The 22,749-nt window shown below is 33.4% G+C and carries 26 protein-coding genes and 1 riboswitch; of the genes, 13 read left to right on the top strand and 13 right to left on the bottom strand.

The window, feature by feature from the left end:
• Positions 1 to 144: 144 nt before the first annotated feature.
• From BM371_RS11945 to BM371_RS11930, 4 genes are all read right to left on the bottom strand, one after another.
• On the bottom strand, positions 145 to 2,298 hold the full coding sequence (locus BM371_RS11945; protein ID WP_034673687.1) for an outer membrane beta-barrel protein: 2,154 nt from the start codon (positions 2,296 to 2,298) through the stop codon (positions 145 to 147).
• Positions 2,299 to 2,461: 163 nt separating this feature from the next.
• On the bottom strand, positions 2,462 to 3,277 hold the full coding sequence (locus BM371_RS11940; protein WP_034673688.1) for a DUF4249 domain-containing protein: 816 nt from the start codon (positions 3,275 to 3,277) through the stop codon (positions 2,462 to 2,464).
• A gap of 2 nt (positions 3,278 to 3,279) precedes the next feature.
• Positions 3,280 to 5,616 (bottom strand): TonB-dependent receptor, encoded by a 2,337-nt coding sequence (locus tag BM371_RS11935; RefSeq protein ID WP_228376701.1) that lies wholly within the window; start codon positions 5,614 to 5,616, stop codon positions 3,280 to 3,282.
• Positions 5,617 to 5,781: 165 nt separating this feature from the next.
• Positions 5,782 to 6,423: a DUF4272 domain-containing protein gene (locus BM371_RS11930; protein WP_034673690.1), complete on the bottom strand. Its 642-nt coding sequence runs from the start codon at positions 6,421 to 6,423 to the stop codon at positions 5,782 to 5,784.
• A gap of 211 nt (positions 6,424 to 6,634) precedes the next feature.
• Positions 6,635 to 6,727, top strand: a riboswitch (TPP riboswitch).
• A gap of 66 nt (positions 6,728 to 6,793) precedes the next feature.
• Here BM371_RS11930 and thiM point away from each other — a divergent pair.
• Genes thiM through tenA form a run of 4 tightly spaced genes read left to right on the top strand, consistent with a single transcriptional unit; the run spans position 6,794 to position 9,687 of the window.
• Positions 6,794 to 7,591 (top strand): hydroxyethylthiazole kinase, encoded by a 798-nt coding sequence (gene thiM / locus BM371_RS11925; RefSeq protein ID WP_034673692.1) that lies wholly within the window; start codon positions 6,794 to 6,796, stop codon positions 7,589 to 7,591.
• Positions 7,588 to 8,223 (top strand): thiamine phosphate synthase, encoded by a 636-nt coding sequence (thiE, locus tag BM371_RS11920; protein ID WP_034673694.1) that lies wholly within the window; start codon positions 7,588 to 7,590, stop codon positions 8,221 to 8,223. Before thiM ends, thiE begins: the two co-directional genes overlap by 4 nt.
• Complete coding sequence (thiD, locus tag BM371_RS11915) at positions 8,220 to 9,053, top strand: bifunctional hydroxymethylpyrimidine kinase/phosphomethylpyrimidine kinase (RefSeq protein ID WP_034673695.1); 834 nt, start codon at positions 8,220 to 8,222, stop codon at positions 9,051 to 9,053. Before thiE ends, thiD begins: the two co-directional genes overlap by 4 nt.
• Entirely contained in the window at positions 9,040 to 9,687 is a 648-nt protein-coding gene (tenA, locus tag BM371_RS11910; protein WP_034673696.1) for a thiaminase II, read from the top strand. Before thiD ends, tenA begins: the two co-directional genes overlap by 14 nt.
• 104 nt (positions 9,688 to 9,791) lie before the next feature.
• On the opposite strand, the gene BM371_RS11905 is transcribed toward tenA, so the two are convergent.
• Together BM371_RS11905 and BM371_RS11900 are read right to left on the bottom strand one after the other, a co-directional pair.
• Complete coding sequence (locus BM371_RS11905; protein ID WP_034673697.1) at positions 9,792 to 10,091, bottom strand: DUF3817 domain-containing protein; 300 nt, start codon at positions 10,089 to 10,091, stop codon at positions 9,792 to 9,794.
• Positions 10,092 to 10,220: 129 nt separating this feature from the next.
• A complete protein-coding gene (locus BM371_RS11900; RefSeq protein WP_034673699.1) occupies positions 10,221 to 10,595 on the bottom strand; it encodes a winged helix-turn-helix transcriptional regulator in 375 nt (124 codons plus the stop codon).
• 277 nt (positions 10,596 to 10,872) lie between these two features.
• Between BM371_RS11900 and BM371_RS11895 the strand changes: the two genes are divergently transcribed.
• Positions 10,873 to 11,802, top strand: coding sequence for a ClpXP adapter SpxH family protein (locus BM371_RS11895; RefSeq protein ID WP_034677019.1), 930 nt, complete (start codon positions 10,873 to 10,875; stop codon positions 11,800 to 11,802).
• 80 nt (positions 11,803 to 11,882) lie between these two features.
• Here the strand turns inward: BM371_RS11895 and BM371_RS11890 are convergent, their stop codons facing one another.
• Positions 11,883 to 12,215 (bottom strand): DMT family transporter, encoded by a 333-nt coding sequence (locus tag BM371_RS11890; RefSeq protein WP_034673702.1) that lies wholly within the window; start codon positions 12,213 to 12,215, stop codon positions 11,883 to 11,885.
• Positions 12,216 to 12,340: 125 nt separating this feature from the next.
• Between BM371_RS11890 and BM371_RS11885 the strand changes: the two genes are divergently transcribed.
• On the top strand, positions 12,341 to 13,066 hold the full coding sequence (locus BM371_RS11885) for an NUDIX hydrolase (RefSeq protein WP_034673705.1): 726 nt from the start codon (positions 12,341 to 12,343) through the stop codon (positions 13,064 to 13,066).
• 296 nt (positions 13,067 to 13,362) lie between these two features.
• The gene (locus BM371_RS20570; protein ID WP_165571754.1) at positions 13,363 to 13,527 is read left to right on the top strand and encodes a hypothetical protein; all 165 of its coding nucleotides are present in this window, start codon (positions 13,363 to 13,365) and stop codon (positions 13,525 to 13,527) included.
• 106 nt (positions 13,528 to 13,633) lie between these two features.
• Here the strand turns inward: BM371_RS20570 and BM371_RS11880 are convergent, their stop codons facing one another.
• Positions 13,634 to 13,837 (bottom strand): hypothetical protein, encoded by a 204-nt coding sequence (locus BM371_RS11880; protein ID WP_034673707.1) that lies wholly within the window; start codon positions 13,835 to 13,837, stop codon positions 13,634 to 13,636.
• Between the two features lie 212 nt (positions 13,838 to 14,049).
• Here BM371_RS11880 and BM371_RS11875 point away from each other — a divergent pair, with 212 nt between their 5' ends.
• Positions 14,050 to 14,568 carry a thermonuclease family protein gene (locus tag BM371_RS11875; RefSeq protein ID WP_034677022.1) on the top strand — a complete coding sequence of 173 codons (519 nt, stop codon included), beginning with the start codon at positions 14,050 to 14,052 and terminating at the stop codon, positions 14,566 to 14,568.
• Positions 14,569 to 14,575: 7 nt separating this feature from the next.
• On the opposite strand, the gene BM371_RS11870 is transcribed toward BM371_RS11875, so the two are convergent.
• Complete coding sequence (locus BM371_RS11870; protein ID WP_034673709.1) at positions 14,576 to 14,830, bottom strand: hypothetical protein; 255 nt, start codon at positions 14,828 to 14,830, stop codon at positions 14,576 to 14,578.
• 187 nt (positions 14,831 to 15,017) lie between these two features.
• Between BM371_RS11870 and BM371_RS11865 the strand changes: the two genes are divergently transcribed.
• Together BM371_RS11865 and BM371_RS11860 are read left to right on the top strand one after the other, a co-directional pair.
• Positions 15,018 to 15,605, top strand: coding sequence for a CinA family protein (locus tag BM371_RS11865; protein ID WP_034673710.1), 588 nt, complete (start codon positions 15,018 to 15,020; stop codon positions 15,603 to 15,605).
• Positions 15,602 to 16,270, top strand: coding sequence for a phosphatase PAP2 family protein (locus BM371_RS11860; RefSeq protein WP_034673711.1), 669 nt, complete (start codon positions 15,602 to 15,604; stop codon positions 16,268 to 16,270). Before BM371_RS11865 ends, BM371_RS11860 begins: the two co-directional genes overlap by 4 nt.
• Before the next feature lie 172 nt (positions 16,271 to 16,442).
• On the opposite strand, the gene BM371_RS11855 is transcribed toward BM371_RS11860, so the two are convergent.
• Positions 16,443 to 17,774: an alpha-amylase family glycosyl hydrolase gene (locus tag BM371_RS11855; RefSeq protein WP_034673714.1), complete on the bottom strand. Its 1,332-nt coding sequence runs from the start codon at positions 17,772 to 17,774 to the stop codon at positions 16,443 to 16,445.
• Positions 17,775 to 17,982: 208 nt separating this feature from the next.
• Between BM371_RS11855 and BM371_RS11850 the strand changes: the two genes are divergently transcribed.
• On the top strand, positions 17,983 to 18,804 hold the full coding sequence (locus BM371_RS11850; RefSeq protein WP_074958742.1) for a glycosyltransferase family 32 protein: 822 nt from the start codon (positions 17,983 to 17,985) through the stop codon (positions 18,802 to 18,804).
• 525 nt (positions 18,805 to 19,329) lie between these two features.
• Positions 19,330 to 19,575 carry a hypothetical protein gene (locus tag BM371_RS11845; protein ID WP_143106490.1) on the top strand — a complete coding sequence of 82 codons (246 nt, stop codon included), beginning with the start codon at positions 19,330 to 19,332 and terminating at the stop codon, positions 19,573 to 19,575.
• 136 nt (positions 19,576 to 19,711) lie between these two features.
• Here the strand turns inward: BM371_RS11845 and BM371_RS11840 are convergent, their stop codons facing one another.
• The 3 genes from BM371_RS11840 to BM371_RS11825 all read right to left on the bottom strand — a co-directional run bounded on the left by BM371_RS11840 (position 19,712) and on the right by BM371_RS11825 (position 21,075).
• The gene (locus BM371_RS11840) at positions 19,712 to 20,083 is read right to left on the bottom strand and encodes a hypothetical protein (protein ID WP_228423581.1); all 372 of its coding nucleotides are present in this window, start codon (positions 20,081 to 20,083) and stop codon (positions 19,712 to 19,714) included.
• Positions 20,070 to 20,330 (bottom strand): helix-turn-helix domain-containing protein, encoded by a 261-nt coding sequence (locus tag BM371_RS11835; protein WP_074958736.1) that lies wholly within the window; start codon positions 20,328 to 20,330, stop codon positions 20,070 to 20,072. The genes BM371_RS11840 and BM371_RS11835 overlap by 14 nt, the downstream gene beginning before the upstream one ends.
• A 421-nt stretch (positions 20,331 to 20,751) precedes the next feature.
• Complete coding sequence (locus BM371_RS11825) at positions 20,752 to 21,075, bottom strand: hypothetical protein (protein WP_074958732.1); 324 nt, start codon at positions 21,073 to 21,075, stop codon at positions 20,752 to 20,754.
• 1,094 nt (positions 21,076 to 22,169) lie between these two features.
• On the opposite strand from BM371_RS11825, the gene BM371_RS11820 reads away from it, so the two are divergent.
• On the top strand, positions 22,170 to 22,709 hold the full coding sequence (locus BM371_RS11820) for a phage tail protein (RefSeq protein ID WP_074958729.1): 540 nt from the start codon (positions 22,170 to 22,172) through the stop codon (positions 22,707 to 22,709).
• Positions 22,710 to 22,749 lie beyond the last annotated feature (40 nt).

The raw sequence follows: 22,749 nt of genomic DNA, 5'->3' as shown, positions 1-22,749 counted from the left end.
TGGTGTTTTTCAGTTATTACATATACTATTAATTTTATGCCATAAATAGAATTTTGAAAAGATTTATTTGTTTTTTATGATTATAAATAAAAAACGGATGATGAATTGCTCACCATCCGTCCCAATTATAAAAAAAACTACTGTTTATTTTGCACCACCGCTGTTTTTTTCAACATCGGTTTTGGTATTTTCTTTTACTTTCTGATTTCCGAAACGTTTCACAAAAGTAAGTGCAAACCCATGCCAGTCAGATCTTGTTGACGTTCTTCTGCTGTTGGTTTCGCTGAATCTTGTAGAGTCGAAATTTGGTCTTCCGAAAATATTCATCAGCTGTAAACTGAATTCCATCTGTATTTTTGGGAAAATCTTGGTTGCAGAAATATTATGGAAGATGTTGGTTCTGTTGGCCACAGAATTTCCGTTATTCTGATTAGAAACTTCTACCCATGCACTCAGATTGATGTTTTTATTGAAAAGATTGGTGTAAGATAAATTGGTAGAACCAGACCAAAAGCTGATGTAGTCTGAATCAGGTTCAATTTTATTCTTTTTATTGAAGTCACTGTTGTCGATATAATTCCATCCGAAACTTAAATTTACGGTCAGTTTGTTTTTTAGAAACGTCTGGTTGGTATTGGCAAATAGGTAATATTTGTGAACTTTCCCGATAAAGTTTGCTTCCTGGGTGATGATTTTGTCACCTTCGATTAAATCGGTTGACCAGTAATCCTGATTGGTATATACATATCTTGCAGAAAGAAAATACTTCTTTTTAAATCCGAATTTCATGTATAATCTGTCGCTCGGGTTTGGAAGGAGATCCATGTTTCCTCTGGTGTAGAAACCATCATTGGTCGGTAGCAGAAAAGGATTAAACTCAGCATACCAAGGTCTCCAGATATTTTTGTTGTAGGTAAGGCTTAAATCATATTTGTCGGAGAAAGAATATTTAACCAAAATACTTGGCAAAAGCCTTCCGTAAGAATCACTTCTTGAGTTTCCGGCAATATCCTGACGCATTTTATAGTCGATATATTCGTAACGAAGACCAACTCTGGTTTCCAGTTTTTCGAAAAATGTTTTAGAATAATTAGCGTAGACAGAACCAATCATATCTTCGTAATGGAAAGCATCTTTACTACTCAGTCCATTAGAAAGCGAACCGTAAATTTCATTGGGAATAATATTGTTGTTGAAATCTATTTTTCCACCTACTTCAAAATTTCCGCCGGATTTCCCTAAGGGTTGTGTATAATCTACTTTAAGATAATAATTACGCATTTCAGTATCAGAAATTACGCCCAATTCCTGAACGTCTGTTTTTGTAGCCGAAGTCGTATTTCTAAGAAAAAAGCTATCCTCCGATTCTCCGTTATAGTTTGTACCTAGATTTATATCTAAAATTCTGTTCTTTTCCTTATCGTAATATTTGTAGAAAAAGTTTGTTCCCAAAGTACTGTTTACAGCAGATGATTTTTGAGCCTGATTTCGGAAAAAATCAAATTCACCATTTTTAGTCTGTGAAGATTCAGAATCTGAAGAATTATTTGATGTCCCGCGATAAAGCTCAAGAATTACCCCAACTGTATTTTTATCGTTAAGTTCGTATTCTGAAGTAGATGAGATCGAAGGATTTTTGGCTTTCCAGACATTGTTTGTAGAACCTTCAGTTATAATATTGTCTTTATAAATGGTGTATAAAAAAGAATTACTCTGTATCCAGGTATTATCGCTGTAACTGCCGACGAAGGTCTGGGTGAATTTTTTCTTATGATAATTTAGGTTTAGATTCGTGTACTGTGAGTTTTGAGTATTTTGTCTGTTATTTAGTGTGATACTGCCTTTCATACCTTCATCGTCACGTTTTTTCAAAACAATATTGATGACAGATCCGGATGCTTCGTATCTTGCAGAAGGGCTTGTAATAACTTCTATTTTCATGAGATTATCTGCAGGAATGGTCTGAAGATATTCTTTCAGTTCTTTACCGGTAAAAACAGATTTTCTGTCGTTGATATAGACGGTTACAGATTCTCCTTCAGCTTTCAGTGCATCATTATTATCTATACTTACCAAAGGGGTCATTCGCAAAACATCCCAGGTCGTATTTCCGGCTACAATCGAACTGTTGGCTACATTAAAAACCGTTCTGTCTACTTTAGATTCTACTGTGGGTTTTTTAGCAACAATTGTTACCGCTTCAATTTCTTTTTCCTTAGATTCTACAGTGTCCTTGCTTAATTGCGAAAACGCAGCAGTTCCTATGACTAAAGCGATTGGTGTTAATAGTTTTTTCATTTATAGTTTATCCTTGTACACATAAGACACGATAGGGGGAATATTTGTTACATGGGTTTTGTGTTAAATTGTGTTAATACTTATTTTATTAGGTTTAAACTGTTTTAAATCAGATCATAAAAAAAGCTATTCTGTATAAACAAAATAGCTTGAAGTGATTTTTTTATTGTTGTTGAATAACAATGCTCTTTTTTCTTACTGTATGTGCAGAAAAATATCCCAATGCACCGTTACTGATATTACTTGGAGGATTGGCCGGGGTAATTCCGCCTCCGGGACCGCCTCCCGAAAGCTGAAGCAATGCGGAATAAAATGTGTAAACATTCTGATCGATGCACTGCATTTCAACATGAATAGCATCCCCGACTACTACTTTAATATCATCCGGATTGTCACCATCATCATTGGGTAACAACAAAGGTCTTTGATTAGCCGTTCCGTTATTCACGTTATCAGAAAATTCAGAGAAAAACTTTTTAGGATTATTATTTACCGTATAAACAAATAGATAGCGATTTCCTAAAGCTTGAGGATCTGTAAAAACAGGTAAAAGTGTGTAGCTCGTTTCTCCGCCAACTACAAAAGAATCCTGTTCTAAATCATCAAAAGCAACTGCTTCAGGCATTGTACTTTGTGATAGATATTCCTTGCCTTCCGCCTGAATTTTTAAAGTATAAGTTCTGCCGGATTGCCCTACAAAAGTTGAAGTCTGATACGTTCCGTTTCCTACATATTGAAGCGTTTCTGTTTGTCCCGTATTGTCGCTCAGAATAACCTGTGCGTTTTCTATTGCCGGATATTGATTGGCTTTTGTAAAAGCAACAGATTTTGTGATCTTCACATAATACGGACCGGCCTGATCGGTTACATTTCCTTCAATCACAATATTTCCGCTTTGATCTTCCAGGTCAAGATCGATTTCTTTTTCGCAAGACGTGACTAAGAATAATGACAATATGATTAAAAATATGTTTTTCATGATTAAAATTTGAAGTTATACGTTATATTCGGAACCCAACGGAATAGGGAAGTCTGCATTGCTCTTGTCGTTCCCGGTTTATCAGGATTGTCTTCAAAATTAATGGTGTATGCATTTTCTCTCCCATAAACATTATAAATCCCGAATGACCAGGAACCTTTCCAGCGTTTGTTAGAAATTGGTTCATAGGTTGCGCTCAAATCCATTCTGTGATAAGCCGGCATTCTGTCCGCATTTCTGTTGCTGTACTGGAAAACTGTTTGTCCGTTCAGTTCATATTTTCCGGTCGGGAAAGTCACCGCATTTCCGGTGCTGTAAAGGAATAATCCTGAAAAAGACCATTTCGGATTCAGCTGATAAGTTGCGACAACAGAAAGGTCGTGCGTTTTGTCCTGTCTTGCATTATACCATTGATTATCATTAATTCCTTCAATTTTTCTTTCGGTTTTAGACAAAGTATAAGAAACCCAACCCGTCAGTTTTCCGCTTTTCTTTTTGGCGATTAATTCCAAGCCATAGGCTCTTCCTTTTCCGAATAACAGTTCGCTTTCAACATCTGCAGCGGTGTCAAAAGAGATTTGTGCCCCGTTTTTGTAATCGATCTGATTCTGCATTGATTTGTAATAAATCTCAGCATTCAATTCATAATTATTGTTGTTGAAATTTCTGCTGTAGCCTGCACTGATTTGGTCAGCAATTTCTGGTTTTACGGTATAGCTGCTTCCAATCCATTGGTCGGTCGGGTTTCCGCTTCCGCTGTTGCTTAACAAGTGTAAATTCTGTGTATTTCTGGAATAGCCTCCTTTCACGCTGCTTACTTCATTAATTCTGTAATTCGCTGTAATTCTCGGTTCAAGATTCACGTATGTTTTCCCAAATTTTCCTTTTTCTAAAAATTCAGAGTCGGTTAAAACTCCATTTTGGTAGGTATTAAAAGTATCACCACCCAAAACCGAGAACATTGAAAGTCTTGCTCCGTAGTTAATGGTTAACTTTTCTGTTGCTTTGTAATCATCGTTAATGTAAACGGCGTTCTCCCACGAATATCTCGGATTTCTAGGAAAACTGCTCACACTTGTTCCCGATGCGCTACTTGGCGTGATCGTATGATAAATTGACTGTAAACCGAATTTAACTGAATGTTTATTTCCCGCAAACCAGGAGAAATCCTGTTTCAAATTCCAGTCTTCAATTTCAGAATCTAGCCCGAAAGTATTGTTGTTGCTGCTTAACGCAACATTATAATTGTAGTTGCTGTAAATGAATGAAGTGTTGGAGAATAATTTGCTGTTGATAATGCTGTTCCAACGCAAAGTTGCCGTAGTATTTCCCCAATCGGTTGAAAATGTATCGCCCAAACCTAAAACATCTCTTCCAAAATATCCGGATAAATACAAACGGTTGTTGTCATTGATCTGATAATTGGCTTTTAAATTAAGATCATAAAAATATAATTTACTGTCCTTAAAATCATCGGTTGCTTTTAAAAATACATCCGCATACGTTCGTCTTCCAGAAACGATGAATGACGATTTTTCTTTCTGAATCGGTCCTTCAACGCTTAATCTGCTGCTGATTAATCCGATTCCGCCGTTGACGTTGTAATCTTTATTGTTTCCGTCTTTCATTTTCACATCTAAAACTGATGAAAGTCGACCGCCATACTGAGCCGGACTGTTTCCTTTGATGATACTCACATCTTTCAAAGCATCGCTGTTGAAGGTACTGAAGAATCCAAGTAAATGCGATGCATTATAAACTGCTGCTTCATCCAGTAAAATCAAATTCTGATCGGTCGCACCACCTCTTACAGAAAAACCGCTGCTTCCCTCACCGTTACTTTTAATTCCGGGTAAAAGCTGAATGGTTTTCATCACATCTTTTTCACCAAACAGAACGGGAAGTTTATCAATCTGCTTAATGCTCAGAGTCTCGGTTCCCATTTGTGCAGATGTGAGATTTTTGTCTTTTTTCACGGCAGAAATTACCACTTCATCAATTTCTTTTACCCTTTCTCCGTTTTCCTGACTGAGCTGAAGATTCAGCTTAACATCATCTTCAACATTCACGATTTGCTGAAAATCTTTGAATCCGGGATTTGAAACAACCAAAGTATATGAACCTTTGGGAAGCGAAAGCGAGTAAAATCCGTATTCGTTGGCAATAACAGAAATGGTAGGATCTTCCGCAACCTTTACGGCGACACCGATCAGTAATTCACCATTTTTTTGATCTTTTACCGTTCCGCTGACCGAATATTTCTGCTGTGCAAAAACGACTGCGCTGAAACATACCGCAGCGATAGTGGTTGCGGCTTTTAAGGATGTTTTGTGTATCAATTTTTAGTTTATTTTTTAATAGTGATGAAAGCTTTTATTTTAAATAAATGACAAAATAAATTCTGAATATTGATTTTTAATCATAAATCTGAGAAATAAAAGCTTACAATTGCCTAAACAACGAGCTTGTGGTAGATTTATTGTTTAATGAATATTAAATATTCTTTACGTTCCCATTTCAATATCATCCCAATCAGATTCTTTATTCATGAGCCATTCCAGAGCTTTTCTTCTTTCGTAAACCAGCCCTTCATTGATTTTGGCTTCTACGCCTTTTATTCTCTCATCTACGCAATACCAATGAAAACGATAGTAAAGATCAAGCATATTATAAATTTCATCATCAGTTCTCAGTTCAGACAACTGATCGATTTTTTCATTGTCTTCTTCCTGCTCAAGATTGGGTAGCATTATAGCCATATTTTCGCCACACCATTGGTTTTCGTCAAGATCAGCAATCATTTTTGTTGCCCACATCAAAGCCCAGAGTCCTTCAAGATACCAACGTAGAGAATTGAGCTCGTAATCTGTTAATTCTTCATTATCTTTTAGTAAAATTTCATTTTCCCAATTAGAAAGATGAGAGGTGAGATTGTGTTTTTCAATCCATTTTCTGATGTAGCTTATTGGTGCTTCAAAAGAAATATTAATCAGGGCATTTATTACAGACATTCTGCCTTTTATTTCTTCTAAACTTCTTGTATTGGGATCTTCCAGAACGGGAAGCCAGGAATTGAATCTGTAATTTTTATTTTGTATAATCTGGTTATTGAGTTCTCTTACTTTAATTTTTTGTTTTTCAGTCATTTTATTGGATTTGATAATGGTGAATATCTCTGAATTGAGACTTATAGATTGTATTTTCCAATGCTAACATACAAAAACTATGAATAGAAAAGGTATTTCCTGATGTTAATCATATATTAAAAAGGGTGTGAGAAAAAGCTCAACCATTATAAAATTTGAGATGTAGTAGGGATAATTTTAAGATTTAATTCTAAAACATTTGTATCTTTGTTGTAAGCTTTAGGGGTATTCTGAAAAGAATTGAGAGAGTCCCTTTGAACCTGATACGGCTTACACCGACGTAGGGAAAAGCAAGAAAACATTGGTCTTTGATGTTTTTCTTTCTTTATTCTGTTTTGTTTTCCTAAAGCATTTTTATAAAATAAATTTAATGGAAAATAATCTTTGGAATTACATTCAATCTGTAAAAAATCAATCACCGCTTGTTCATAATATCACCAATTTTGTGGTCATGAATAACACCGCCAATGCACTTTTAGCAGTCGGAGCATCGCCTATTATGTCTCATGCAAAATCTGAAATAAAAGATATGGTCTCTATTTCAAATGCTGTAGTCATTAATATCGGAACACTTGATGAATATTGGTCTGACTCTATGCTGATTGCTGCAGAAGAAGCTCATCACACCAAAAAAACGTGGGTTTTAGATCCTGTCGGAGCGGGAGCAACAGCTTTTAGAGATGAAATTTTATCAAAGCTTTTAGAGTTTAAACCAACTGTGATCAGAGGAAATGCTTCAGAAATTATCGCTTTAGCCAAAGCCAATAAAACCATTACAAAAGGAGTCGACAGTACAGCGGAAAGTAATGAAGCGATTACCGCTGCAAAATATCTTGTTGAAAACTTTCAGTCTGTAGTCTGTATTTCGGGAGCTACAGATATTATCATCGATGATAAAGAAATGTACTTCGTTGAAAACGGACATCCGCTTATGACGAAAGTAACAGGATTGGGTTGTTCGGCTTCGGCTATTGTCGGAGCTTTTGCTTCAATTGCTGAGAATAAAACAGAATCAACAGTTGCTGCGATGGTACTTTTAGGAATTGCAGGAGAATTGGCTGAAAAAAATTCGGCAGGACCGGGAAGTCTTCAGATGAATATTTTAGATAAGCTTTATAATATTTCCGAACAGGAATTTTTCGAAAATGTAAAAGTTTCTAAAAAATGAGTCTGATTCAATCTTTTCCTTATCAATTATACCTTGTGATTTCAGAAACAGACTGTAAAGGAAGAAATTTTTTGGATGTTGCCGAACAGGCAATTTTAGGTGGAGTAGACCTCATTCAGTTACGTGAGAAAAAAGCTTCTGATCTAGATTTTCTTGAAAAAGCAATTCGTCTGAAAGAAATTACCGACAAGCACGAAATTCCTTTAATCATCAATGATAATGTGTTTGTTGCCAAAGAAATTGATGCTTTCGGAATTCATGTCGGAAATAATGACACCCAACCAACAGTTTTAAGAGAAAATTCTTTTCAAAATAGGATGATTGGCTATTCAATTGAGTATTTGGAACAATTAGAAAATCGGGAGACAGTTATTTCAGATTATTTAGGAATCAGTCCTGTTTTCAGAACAGATACTAAGACAGATACCGTTACGGAATGGGGATTGGAAGGTTTAATGAAAATCAGGCAATTGACCGAAAAACCTTTAGTTGCTATCGGAAATATTCATTTTAAAAATGCAAAATCAGTCATGGAGGCGGGAGCAGATTGTATAGCAGTTGTATCAGAAATCTGCAGTGCCGAAAATCCTCAAAAAGCAGCTTTTAATCTAAAAAATGAAATCTTAAAATGAAAAAATACAAATATCCATCCGTTCTTACCATTGCGGGTTTCGACGGAAGCGGCGGAGCAGGAATTCAGGCTGATATAAAAACTATTTCGGCTTTGGGTTGTTATGCAACTTCGGTTTTGACTGCTTTGCCTGTACAAAATACGCAAGGCGTAAGAAATATTTTCCCGATACCTGTAGAAGCGGTTTCGGAACAAATTGAAGCAATTTTAGACGATATTTTTCCTGATGCCATTAAAATCGGGATGGTTCATACTCCGGAACTGGTTGAAACGATTGTAAAAACTTTAGCCAAATATAAAAAAGTACCGATTGTATTCGATCCTGTAATGGTGGCAACAAGTGGACATCGGTTGATCGAGGAAAAGACGATTGAAACCATTATTGAAAAATTATTCCCAATTTCAGACATCATTACTCCGAATATGGATGAAGCAGCGATTTTAGCAAAGATGGAGGTGAAAAATTTGGATGATATGAAAATTGCGGGAGAGCGAATAAAAGAATTAGGCTGTAAAAATATCTTATTAAAAGGCGGTCATCTGGAAACAGAAATGATTACTTCTTTTTTTTATAATGATCAAAACGATTATCAGAGTTTTAAATCTGAAAAAGTTGACACCAAAAATACTCACGGATCGGGTTGTACATTATCATCTGCGATTGCTTCTTTTATAGCCCGTGGAAAATCGATGGATGAAGCGGTAGCTTTTGCTCAGTATTATGTTTCTGAAGCAGTTCTTAAAGGAAGCGATGTGCAAACCGGAAAAGGAAACGGCCCTTTAAATCACTTTTTTAATCCTCAAAAACTTATCAAAAATGAATTGGTCTGAAAATGCCTGGAAATCTATTGACAATATTTACAACGATATCATCGAAATGCCTTTTATTAAAGAATTATCAGATGGGAGCTTAGAAAAAGAAAAGTTTCAGTTTTACATTGCACAGGATTCATTGTATCTTGAGCATTTCGGAAGAGCTTTGGCAATGATCGGCAGCAAGGCTCAGCAGGTTGAAGATGCCTTGACTTATATGAGATTTGCCGAAAATGCGATTGTTGTTGAAAATGCTTTGCACGAATCTTATTTTAAAGAATTTGAAATTTCAGGTAAAGGAATTTTAGAGCCTGTTTGTCATCACTATATTCATTTTTTGAAAAGTACGGCTGCTTTTGAACCTGTTGAAGTAGCGATGGCAGCAACGTTACCTTGTTTCTGGATTTATAAGGAAGTAGGAGATTATATTTTAAATCTTGAACAAACATCAGAAAATCCTTTCCAAAGCTGGATTGAAACGTATGGAGGAGAAGATTTTGCCATTGCTGTTAAAACCGCCATCGAAATTTGTAATAAAGCTGCTGAAAATACAACCCTGGAAATAAGAAACCGAATGAATGAAGCATTTGTAACCGCTTCACGTCTTGAATTTCAATTTTGGCAGGCGGCGTATGATTTGAAAGTTTGGTAGCTTAAAGCGAAATTTTCTTTAACATGCTTTTAAAAAAATGAAATTTATTGTAAATCTAAAATTTTTAAAAAAATATAAAAATGGGAGTAGAAATACTCTCATTTTTATTTAGCTTGAGCATATTCCTTCTTTAAATTCTTATCTAAGATGAATGGTACAAAAGGTAATATAGACCCCATAACGTAGATCACAATTCTTTTGATACTCCATTTGTAATTCACAGCAGCGATGATCAATACAGCCATATAAAACAAAAATAAAACTCCGTGAATCCAGCCAAAATATTTTACAGGTTCCGGAATATCGAAAATGTATTTTATAGGCATGGCTATAAAAAGTAAAATTAGATAGGAAATTCCTTCGATAATAGCTGTTTTGCGATATAAATTGATCATATGATTCATTAACTATGTTTGCAAAAATAATGTGAAATAAGCCAGATTAATAAATTTATCTGGAAAAATAATAAATATTAATCTGATTCAAATCTTATTTTTAAAACAGTAAATTTTTGAATTGCTTGCAGAAGAGATTCAATCAATCTGCTCGGTTTTTTTATGGAATTTTGCCCTGTAATCAATCCCCCATTTTGCGATTTCATCAATGACAGAGCTCAGCGTTTTGCCGTGTTCTGTGATTTGATATTCAACAGTAACAGGTTTGGTATTGAGAACAGTACGAATGATTAAATGATTCATTTCCATATCCTGCAATTCTTTAGAAAGCATTTTTGAACCGATCCCGTCAACTTCTCTTACCAAATCCATAAAACGTAGTTTCTCTCCCAACATTAAAGTACCCAAAATATGAAATTTCCATTTCCCAGAAAGGATTTCCATGGTATCTTTGATGGCCAAAATTCTTTTTTCACAAATTCTATTATTGTTAAATTCAGGTTCTTTCTTCATTGTCTTATGATAAATTGATATTTGCAAATGTAAAAAATTTAATATCAGTTTCATAGAGGAAAGTAGTTTCCAAAAGGAAACTTAGGATGTTTTTTTACGAATTGCCAATTAAATTTGCAGCGATATGTAAATATTAACGACTAGGCATCGTTCTTAAAAACACAAATGATGAAAAAAGATTTTTCGATTTGAGCTGATGAAAATTAAAATCTCAATAATTGTTTATTTATTGATAAATACATTGTATTGCTCAGGACAAACAAAAGATGTAAAAAAAATGACCACAGATTCTGTTAATAATAATCCGCTTATTTGTGACCCGACAGAAGGTGTTTGTGGAGTTCCGGAAAATAATGATACAGTAAACATAAAATCTGAGAAATCTGATAAACCCGTGAAGATTGTTTATTTTACCGATCCTATCTGCTCGTCTTGCTGGGGAATTGAGCCTCAACTGAGAAAATTGAAACTGGAATACGGCAACGATATTGAAATAGATTACAGAATGGGAGGATTACTTCCGGACTGGAGTTATAACAGTGGAGGAATAAGTAAACCTTCTGATGTGGCGCATCACTGGGACGAAGTAAGTCTACATTACGAAATGCCAATTGACGGCGATGTATGGCTGGAAGATCCATTGGATTCTTCTTATCCTCCTTCAATAGCTTTTAAAGCAGCACAGATTCAAAGCAAAGAGAAAGCAGTTCTTTTGATGAGAGAAATGCGTGAAATGCTGTTTCTGAATAAAAAAAATATTGCAAAATGGGAACATATTGCAACAGCAGCAGAAAGGGTAGGACTTGATGTAACCCAGTTAAAAACTGATTTTGAAGGAAGTGGAAAGATATTTTTTGATGAAGATTTAAAATTGGCAAAGGAAAACGGAGTAAGAGGATTTCCGTCAATATTTTTTATGAATGATTCGGGAAATAAAGAAATGATTTACGGTACAAAACCTTATCCCTTTTACGAAACCGCAGTGCTGAAAATGTTTCCTAATGCCAAGAAGAAAGAGTATTCGAAAAATTGGGAATCTCTGTTTGAAAAATATCCGTCGCTTACAGCCAAAGAATTTGCTGAATTATCAGGTTTAAATAAAATTGAAAGCGAAAAAAAACTGGATGACCTTTTCGTAAAAGGAAAACTGAAAAAACTCACGACGAAAAACGGTTCTTTATGGACTGTAAAAGTCATCGAAGAATAAACCATTTCACAAGATATCAATAAAGAAAAGGCATGAATTTTATTTTCATGCCTTTTTAAATCTTATTTTATTTAAATATTTTAATGTGACGCAGATTTCGAAAAAACATTAATGATAATAACTCCAACAATAATCAGGGCAATTCCTAGTATTGCAGGAAGATCCAAAGTCTGTTTGTAAACAAAATATCCCACCAGAGAAATCAAAACAATACCTACCGCAGACCAGATGGCATAAGCGATTCCGATGGGAATAACTTTTATAGCATGAGTGAGAAGATAAAATGATGCAGACATTGCAACTACAAAAACTATGGTCTGCAATGGTTTTGTGAAACCTTCAGAAGCTTTTAGAAATGATGTTGCCACAGATTCACAGAATATTGCCAAAGCTAAAAATAGATAGTTTTTCATGTCAATAAATTTATGGATTTCTTTGAAAAAACAGGTTCTGATAAAATTTAAATTCTCTAAAAATTCAACCATTTTTTCTCAGTCCTATTTTTTGGTTACTATCTTTGTACTTAATAACAAACTCCATGAATTCTAATTTTATTCAGACTTATGTTTCCGTAGACTGTGTGGTTTTTGGTTTTGATCATGAAAATCGACTGAATATCTTACTGGTTCAGAAATATCTTGATGAAATGCCTGTAGAAAGATCAAAAAGATTACCCGGAAGTTTGATTTTGAGTAATGAAGATGTTGATGATGCGGCTCAAAGAGTTTTAACCGAGCTTACCGGAATCAAAAAAATGGTGCTGAAGCAGTTTAAATGTTATGCAGATCCCAAAAGAGCAAGCAATGAAGATGATATAAAATGGATGGGAATGGAGTATAAACAGCAGATCGAAAGAATTATTACGGTGGCTTACCTTTCAATTTGTAAAATCGATCATAAGATCAACAGTGCAAAATATGATACCGTGGATTGGTGTACGATCGATAAAGTTCCTACACTGCCTTTTGATCATAATAAAATTATTACTGAATCTTTAGAAGAGATCAGAAAATGGATTGAAACCGATTTTTCGATTATTTTTGAGCTTCTTCCTAAAAAGTTTACCATCAGACAATTGTATCAGCTATACAATGCACTGAGTGAGAAAAAGATTGATATCAAAAATTTCCATAAAAAAATAGCATCGTTTTCTTACATCATTCCTTTGGATGAAATGGAGAAAAATGTTTCGCACCGTGCGGCAAGGTTTTATAAGTTTGATGCTAAAGTTTATCGCAAGAATTATAACAAACTGATTAAATAAATTTTATCTGGTAATTTCTGAAAATCGATAATGAATTCCCGAATATAATGGTAGCGCGTGGCTGAATTTAAATTCTGTTCAGGCGCTTCAAAAACGGTAATTCAACCATTACAAGAACATACACCGAGGTAAACATTATATTATAAGTTTTTATTAAAATAATAATAGCACTAAAGAGTCTAAAATTGGTCTCTTTTTCTTATTGAAAATATTTTAATACCACACAACGCCCTTCACATATAATTTGGTACAAAATTAGTTTAACACTTAAGCGTAAACCAAATACCAAACATATTATGAAACTATCTACTGAATCTGAAAACATTACTTCTCATCAGACAAGAGAAATAGAAAGACAAAAAGCTCTAAAAGCATTGGAAAAGGCCAAAAGCATCAAACGAAAAGTGGTTTTTCTGCCTCAGGGAGCAACAGGTAATTTAAATGTTCGAGAGATGTTTTAATTACAAAAAAGACAACCGGTCATTTGGTTGTCTTTTTTTATATTCAAAATATATCTTTAACTGTGATATTTTTCAAAGTATAAAAACTTGGCTATGATTCAGAAGCTTATTCTGTATATACAATCTCAACGATGTCGTGGTCATTAAAAATTATGAACATTTTTTTTGTTGTAAAAAAAATTCTTGTCGCGTAGATCATGGATCCTTCAGGATTTTCAGAATATTTGTTTCCCAATATGGATATGATTTCTTTTTTTGTTTTTCCCGTTAAAGCGATTAGCTCCGGTGAGGTGTTGCTGTTTTTTTTCATCATTTTGTTTTATAATGCAATGTTAAGAATTTTTAAATTATAATTTTGCATTTTTTTAAACTTTTTATGATATTGTAATCTCTCTTTCAGGATATTATCATAATACGATTAATGAAAATCTCAAAATAATAGAATTTAAAATTCAAACAATAAAGTTCATTTTCCGCTTAAATTCTTAGCAATAATTAATATTTTTGCAGCAAATACTTCCGGTGAACAAACTTATTTTTTCATTATTACTTTTCCTGATATCAATAATCTCATTTTCACAAACTAAAGCAAAAGTAATTGGCGTATCTGATGGTGACACCATTACCGTTTTATTATCCGACAAAAGCAAGCTAAAATTAAGATTAGCTGAAGTTGATTGTCCTGAAAAAGGTCAGGCTTTTGCCAAAAATGCCAGACAATTTACTTCAGATCAGATTTTCGGGAAGCAAATTATCTTTTTTAAAACCGATAAAGATCGTTACGGACGTGATATTGCTAAAATTTATTACAATAACGGCAAATATCTTTCAGAAGAACTGATTAAAAACGGATTAGGATGGTGGTATTTTTCTTATTCAAAAAACAAATATCTTGCAACTCTGGAAATGGAAGCAAGGTCGAAAAAGAGAGGTTTATGGCAGGATAAAAGAGCAGTTTCACCATGGGAATACCGAAAAATTCAAAGGTTAAATGCAGAAAAAAAGAGACTCAGCAAAAGCCAGTCTCTTTATCTTCTATAATTAGATTTTAATCTAAAGTTTTGCGTAATGCTCTTTGTGCCGTGATAAACTGCTCCTCGGTAAGATCATTTTGTATGACAGACGGAATTCCTTTTCCCATATCGATAATGATACTGATCTGCAGATCACCCAGATATTTTGCGGCAGATTCCAGCTTTTTCATCACATTGGTTTTTGCAAATTCTTCTGCACCATTCCATAATTTTTTTTGAAGGTCTGTGGTACAGTCTTTCTTATTAATGGTTGTGAAATTTATTTTCATAATTAAAGCGATTAGGTGTATTTACGATCATAACAATAAATATTCCAAGCTTACATAGAGAATTACTTTTAGATACCACATTTGATCGATTCATGGCGTGATTTTAGATTGGCTGAATATTGACGATGCAGAAGATTTCAATTAGATTCCCTTCGTGTAGCGTAAAATAATGTGCAAACATCGCAGTATGATATTAAAACATTCAAAAATAGACCTTACCATAGAGCAGCTTCATGCGAAATCTTTTATACATTTCATCGCTGAGCTTCAGAATCTTCTTAATTATATAGGGAAGCATCTGCAGGCTCTCCATCAGACCGTTTCTATCGCAGAAAGTGTTACAGCAGGTTTTTTACAGTTTTCTTTTTCGCAGATGAAAGATGCTTCAGAGTTTTTCAAAGGTGGGCTTACTGTTTATTCTTACGATGAAAAAATTAATTTATTGAATATTGATAGGGAAGAAGTCATTCGAGAAAATGGCATATCACATAATATTGCAAAACAAATGGCTCTGAACGTTGCTGAATTGTATCAAACAGACTGGTCTATTGCAGTTACCGGTTATTCAAGTCCTGTAAAAGAATCCGATCAAAAATTATTTGCCTATTTTTCTATTTCCTATGCAGGTAAAATACTCTTAACAGAACGACTGGATCTGCATTCGAGAACAATGCCTTTGAAAGCCCAAATGTATTACAGCGAGTTTATTCTTGGTTGCTTTAAACTAGAGCTTGATAAAATGACTGAAATTGAGAACGAAAGAATGTCTTCATGAGTGAAAAATATATGGCAGAAAGAGAAGTCAAATACAATAGTTTTGGAGTATTCAGAACAGTGATTCTTTTCATTTTAACATTACTATTTACAATACTTACTTATTATGTGATCAGCGATTCCGATTTATATTGGGATCGCTACATTTCTGACAAATTACAGTCTGAAAGATATTTATCATTTAACGGTTTAATGCGAGGATTGAGCTATTTTGGAAACGTACCTTTCGCTTTTTCGGCAATTGTTATCACTTCACTTATATTTTATTTGTTCAAAAAGAAACATGAAGCATTTCTGATGCTTTCGACCATGCTTACAGGAATTATTTCATGGATTTTAAAAATGATGATCGATCGCCCAAGACCTACGGCAGATTTAGTAAAGATTTTTGAAAAAACGAATTATCAGAGTTTTCCAAGTGGGCATGTTTTATTCTATACCGTATTTTTTGGATTTTTATCGATTATTTGTTTTCATGCACAAAGAATTTCAATACCAATAAAACGAACGTTTATTGTATTTTTAATTATGATACTATTTCTGTCGGCTGCATCGAGAATTTATCTTGGTGCCCATTGGTTTACAGATATATTGGGCGGATTTATTATAGGAATTCAATTTCTTATCATTGGTGAATTTCTTTATGCAAGAAAATCAGATGAATAGAATGACGAAAGATATTCTTTTAAAAATTTAGTTGCAGAACAACTTTATCTGCCCTGAGTTTTAACGCTAAAACCGTGAAGAACTTTGCTGGATGAAAGTATTCAATGTGATTGTAAGATAATATAAAGTTTCTGGAACTTAGTGACTGTATTTTTTTAGATATAATTGTTTTCTAATTAATTGAAGAGCTGTAAAGCACCACATAATCCCAAGGATTCATGGTTAGGATAAATGTTTCAGAAACTTTCTGTTTTTCTCCTGTAAAAAGATTCGTATAAAAACCGGTATCAAATGATGTATCAAACTGTACCACTAATACATCTCTGCTTAAATTGATAAAACCAAGAACCTTATCGCCGTTTTTCTCACGAACAAATGAGATGACCTGATCCATACGGTCGTTTATAATTCTTACCATTTCTCCGCCGTGATTTCCGTTCCAAAGTGCCTGGTTCTGATATTTTAAATGAAAAAGAGTAGAGTAAAGTGTGGCAATTTTATGACTTTTCCATTCGATCGGATCTTTCTCAAAAAATTCGAGAGAGCGGTTAAGTCCTGCTTCCTGACCATTATAGATCAACGGAATTCCGTCCATCAGCACTGTAAAAACAATGGCCGCTTCCAATGCATCACCAAAATTACTGTACTGATTACCTTCCCAGGAATTTTTATCATGGTTGTCTATAAAGTTCATCCTCATTCCGTCTTTAGGAAATATTGAGACATGTTCCGCAATATAAGCTTCAGTAAGCAATTTCACACTTGTTTCAGTCGTGGCAATTTTATGCATAATATTCCAGAGATTCCAGTTGTAGGTGGCATCGAAAGCATTTCGATGGAGCTCTTTGTCTTCGGCTTCTGCGAGCATAAATATCGGCTTTATGGCATCAAGTTCCTTCCTTGTATTTTCCCAAAAATCAAGCGGAACGAAGCTTGCAATATCACATCGGTAACCATCGATATTATATTCTGTAACCCAAAATTTTAGTGCATCTGTCATATATTTCCTAAGATCCGGATTTCTATAATCAAATTCAATAATATCGTCATAATCCCTCCATCTTGTAGATTGAAATGTACCTTTCCTTGACTTCATATACCAGTCCGGATGCTTTTCAACCAAATCATTGTCCCAACTTGTATGATTGGCGACCCAATCGAGAATGACATACATTCCTTTATCATGAATGGCATTGACAAGATTTCTAAAGTCTGCTTCATCACCAAACTCTGGATTAATACCATAATAATCTTTTACAGAATAATAACTTCCCAATGTTCCTTTACGGTGTAGTTCACCGATGGGATGAATTGGCATCAGCCAAATAATATCGATTCCCAACTTTTTTAATCTTGGCAGTTGCTTTTCAATCGCTTTAAAATTTCCTTCCTCAGAAAACTGTCGTACATTAAGTTCATACAGCGTAGCATTTTTTACCCAGTCCGGGGTCAGAATTTCTACGTATTTCTTTGGCAGGTAAGGGTTGGTATTTTGCTGTTCCATAGGTTTAGTCTAAAATAATGCGTCAGGAATTTCAATCCCCTTTTCTGTAAGAAATAACCATACCATTTAAATAATAAATGCTTGAAACAAAATTAAATACATTAAAAATTATATTTAAGGAACATTATTTTGGTTAAAATTAAATTTGAAAAGTATTGTTTAATGGTGAAAATTTTCGATTCAATATCATTAAGGTTTAATATTTGTAATGAATGATGAGACAATATTACATTCACTATCACCAAAAAACAAATATATGATTCCTAAAAAAATACATTACTGCTGGTTTGGAGGACATCCGAAACATGAATTGGCAGAACATTGCATTGCATCCTGGAAAAAAATTCATCCTGATTATGAAATTGTAGAATGGAATGAAGGTAATGCACCTTTACAAGACAACAGTTATGTAAAAGAAGCATTCGAACAGAAAAAATGGGCATTTGTTTCGGATTATGTACGTTCAAAAGTAATGCTCGATCATGGCGGAATTTATATGGATACAGACATGGAGCTTAAGCTTCCGCTGGATGAATTTCTTGATGAAAAAGCAGTTTGTGGTTTTGAAGTAAAAGGTGTTCCTTATTCTGCATTCTGGATGGCAGAACCTGATCATCAGCTTTCAAAAGATTTTGTTGCGTACTACAATAAACAAGACGGTTTTGAAGAGCGCATTAATACCGATATTTTTTCTGAAATGCTCGAAAAAGAGTATGGTGCTGATCGATACAGTGATACCATTCAGAAGCTTAAACATGATGTAACACTTTATCCTTCTGTATATTTTTCACAGGATTTACCTAAAAACTATGTAAGTCATCACTTCAACGGTTCATGGTTCGGTGGAGATGAAGAAAATAAGCATAAAAAAATGGTCAATATCTATGGTCTGCTTGAACGGCTTATCAATTCTCCTGATGCAGAAAGGGCTGTTCACAGCATTATTAATGAACATAAAATTATTGATGCAAATCAGATTCTGAATTTAATACCACAAGAAAAAATAAAGGAATATTTAGATGAATTTTAAAATAATTAAGTGCTACAATACCTGATATATATCAAAAAAAACGCTGTAAACATTGATGTTTACAGCGTTTTAGCTTATTTTAGTTTCTCCACCAGCGGAGAGTGAGGGATTTTGTAACCTCCCTTCATCCCATTATTGATAAGCGTTTCGCTGTAGCATCTTCTGAAAGGCCCTAAATAGGTCACCTGCAAAAAAGCGGTAAAATCCTAATTTAAATTTTACTTAGTAAAACTAAAAATTTCTGCTCAAATCTGGAAATAAAAAGTCCAAAATTTGAACAGGTTTTTAGAGTTCAAATCAAGAATTTGCCCCTTCTCTTTGCCCTAAAATTTCTTAATTGAAATATTTCTAAAACAAAACGAAGAAAAAAATTAAAAAAAGAAAAAAAAAAGCCTTTTGAAAATGAGCATGGCATTCTGTCAAACTTTTTCTGAAAACCGCAGGGCTTGACCTTGACAGAATTTTGGTGGATTTAGAAGCTCATTATCTTTGGTTTCTGTTTTTATTTTTTGCGTTAAAATTATTTTGATTAAAATAAATGATTTGTGGAAACTAAAGAAAATTGAAAAGATTTCTAATTCAGATTCTAATGACTCTGTTATCATACATCATTCAAATGATATTGAAAAAATGATTTTTAACAATAAACATTATTTAGAAGAAAATTCATTTGCTACAACTCATCAACAAGTTAACGTATATTCTAAACCTGAAAAAAAATATGAAGTTAGATGCGAAAGTTCGGCAATAGATATACAGATAAAAGAATAACAATTCTGCTGCATTATAAGATTTTTTGTGCAATCATTAGAAAAAAAAATGTTTATTTGTCCGATGATAATGTCGTAATTTCATAATATTTAGCTGTATCACTTATGTAAATCACTAAATTAACTTATAAATAAGTTCACTTTCTCGTTTTTGACTTTTGTCCAACAGGCCTCAACTCCCCAGCAAAATCAAACATAAAAACCTGACTTCCTACAAATGGATTATAAGATGGCTGGTAATCAATATAGCCCGAAGAATGTAGATTCTTCAGGCATTTATGGTAGGTGGCTTTTGATAGGATTTTACTGATTCGCATCACTTCATCCCGTGAAATACTGACCGGATTTTGGAAACGGTTGAAATTCCAGAATTGGAATAATGCTAAGTAGAGACTTATGTGTGTTGGATTAAGTGTATTGTCCTGAGCCACCTTTTCATAGAAACCAGTTAGATGTTTTATATAATTCATTTTCGGTTGTTTCTGAACTAATAAATTAACCTTTTCCATTTAGCATTTTTTCGATGTCTTTATAATTGTAGTATAAGGTTCCACCCACACGAGTATAAGATAGAGTTCCATTGATACGAAGGTTTTGCAATGTTCCAGAAAAGATTTTTAAAAGTTCTTTAACCTCTGATGAACGTAGCCATAATTTCTGTTCAGAAACTTTGATATTGAATAAATTCTTAATGTCTTCCAGCAACTCAGTTTTAAATTCTTTAAGGTCTTCTTTTGTGATGAGATTTACTAACATTGTTATTTCATTTTTGTTTTTTGATTAAAATTTCTTCTGCAAAGTTGGAGCATCAAAATATTGAAAACAATAGTCTTAATCGTAGCTGGGCTAAATAAGAAGAATCTGGATGAGTCTGGAATCTTTGGAGATTAAAAAAGAATAAATTGGATTAATCTGGAATCTTAAACCTGATTTCAAGGGAAACAAAAAAACAAGTTCCGCAGTTTTTTTTCCTTTTTTCAAAAAAGGCAAGAGAATCTTTGGATGTAAAACTTGAAAAGCTTGTATATACAAAGACACATCTTGCTGTACAAAAGCTTTGATTTTTTAGAGCTCTGAAATAATTATTTAAAATATTGATTATGGGTAGGTTTTTAGATTTTTAGCTTTAGAAAGAAAAAAGGATGAAAAGAACCAATCTTTAACCTACAATTATTAATTACAAACGATAAGAAGCTCCTAAAAAATAATGTTTATCTGCAGTATGTTGTAAACCGTAATTTAGGCCTGCATCTAATTTGAAATCTTTTACAATTTCAATCTGTATGGCTGTATTAATAAAATTTGAAAATTGATGAGCTTTAAAATCGTAGGTGTAATAAGTTTCTGCAATACCATCAATACCTTTTATGATGGAATGACTGATGGTGAGAGTCTGCAGAAATTCAGTATGCATCGTTTGTTGATCCTGGTCTTTCAGCCTGTCTAATTCTACTTGAAATCCCAATTTCCATTCCTCGAAATGAAATTTTTGAAACACCATTCTCTTTTTATCACCATTAGCATAAAGATATTTTCTAATTCCTTGTAAATCTGAAAAAGACGTGTTCCCAAAAAAAATGTAGATATTTTTTCAAAAAGAAAATATGTAGCAATTTTCCTTTTTGAATCTTTTCTTCATAATTCCAAGCCGGTTACTATGGAATGGTTTTATGATGTAGATATAATGAATGTAATCATTGATATTAAAGATATTGAAAAAATCTGCGGCCAAATTTCAGCATCTGATTATTCCAATAATAATTCCGGATTTGAGCTACAAATTATCAATGATTCAATTCTATCAAAACTTTATGACCCTGAGCTATAATCACGAAAATGATATTGATAACAATTTGGATAACTGCTTTATTTTATATTATCGTAAAAAGTCTCAAAAAACGATACTAAGTGGGTCATTATTCCACAAGTATATTTACAAACTATCTATTTGAACTATTCTTTGGTAATGTAATTTATATACGAAATTAAAAGGTCAGAAACTGAGTTTATCTTTACGATATGCAATGATATTAACCGACTAGCCACTTTAATATTTTCACGGAACACAAATTAGTTGATCATATATCGGTAAAAAATCCGTAAATACTTAAATTCAGTATAAATACGGAGTTGTGAGTATTTTATTATTTTTATTTTTGACAAAAGTTATTTATATATAATCATAATGAATTAAGTCTTTATAGGAAAATTTATTTGAATCATCTATTAAATTTTCAAAAAATGTTGATTTATGTTTTGTTATAATAATGATAATGTTATATTTGTAATAATAATTAAATAGTAATATTTATTTGTTATCAAAAAACCAAACTAAAACCAAATTAATATGAATCCATTCTTAAAAAAAAGCCCCTTTTTTTTCTTCGATTATTAATTGATAAAATTAATATCAGCATTATCTAAAAGATAATTTAGTTTCATATAAGAAAAATGTGAGATTAAACCTTTGTGTATAATATTTCCCTCGATTAAGTTCGAGCGGTATCATCTCTCCGTGAGCTTTTGAATATTAAAAGTCAAATATTTACTAAACATAAAAATTCTATCATTTTCACATTTAAAAAACAAATAACTATGGAAGGAACAATAGGAGAAATCCGACTTTTTGCCGCAAATTTTGCACCAAAAGATTGGTCGTATTGCAATGGTACGTTAATAGCAATAAGAGCAAACACCGCTTTATTCTCTATTTTAGGAACTACTTATGGAGGAGATGGACAAGTCACTTTCGGTTTACCAAATCTTTCAGGAAGATCTGCGATTGGAGCAGGACAGGGACCTGGACTATCTTATTACGCATTGGGTGAAACTACGGGTACAAACACTAAAACATTAACAATTTCAAATATTCCGCCACATACTCATACTGCGGGAGGAAATATTGTTATCCCGGCATTTTCTGACGAAGGTGATTCAGGAAGTCCGGCAAATAATATTTTAGCTTCAAAAGCATCCATGTATACATCTCAAGAAAGCGACTCTACAACAAAAGCTATTCCCCTGAATATTCAGGTGGGAGCTACAGGAGGAAGTATACCAATTAATATTACTCAGCCTTCTTTAGGAATGAATTATATTATTTGTATGTACGGAGTGTTCCCCTCAAGAAGCTAGTAGAATCATTTTTTAATTTTTTTAAAACTAAATAATAATT

Origin of the sequence: Chryseobacterium formosense, assembly GCF_900116415.1 — a bacterium.
Taxonomy (GTDB): Bacteria; Bacteroidota; Bacteroidia; order Flavobacteriales; family Weeksellaceae; genus Chryseobacterium; species Chryseobacterium formosense.
Note: the sequence above shows the minus strand (reverse complement) of the source record. Positions and strands in the feature narration are given on the sequence as shown.